The organism is Halorubrum sp. SP9, from assembly GCF_005435015.1.
Taxonomy (GTDB): domain Archaea; phylum Halobacteriota; class Halobacteria; order Halobacteriales; family Haloferacaceae; genus Halorubrum; species Halorubrum sodomense.
The window spans coordinates 1-318 of record NZ_SGXU01000558.1 but is presented as its reverse complement, the minus strand read 5'-3'; the positions used below and the strand labels follow the sequence as shown (position 1 = coordinate 318).

General features: G+C 70.4%; 1 pseudogene. It reads left to right on the top strand.

The annotated features are described in order from the left end of the window. A pseudogene (locus EXE45_RS21605) lies at positions 1 to 163 on the top strand (molybdenum ABC transporter permease); the annotation flags it as partial. Positions 164 to 318 lie beyond the last annotated feature (155 nt).

Below are 318 nucleotides of genomic sequence, written 5' to 3'. Positions count from 1 at the left end.
GGACGGCATCTCGAAGACGCGCACCCTGACGACGGCGATCCAGCTCGAAGCGCGGCAGGGGCAGTACGAGACCGCCATGGTCCTCGGCGTCGTCCTCGTCGCGCTCGTGTTGACGGTCAACGCGATCGTCGTCCGCTTCGGCGACCGGGGGGTGGCGGGCTGATGCGCCGGGAGGTGACGCGGTGACGCTCCGCGTGACGGGGGTGACGGACTGATGCTCCGCGTGACGGACGTGTCGCACGCGTACGGCGACGAGCCCGTGTTCCGCGACCTCTCCATCGACGTCGAGGCCGGCGAGGTCGTGGGGATCATCGGTCC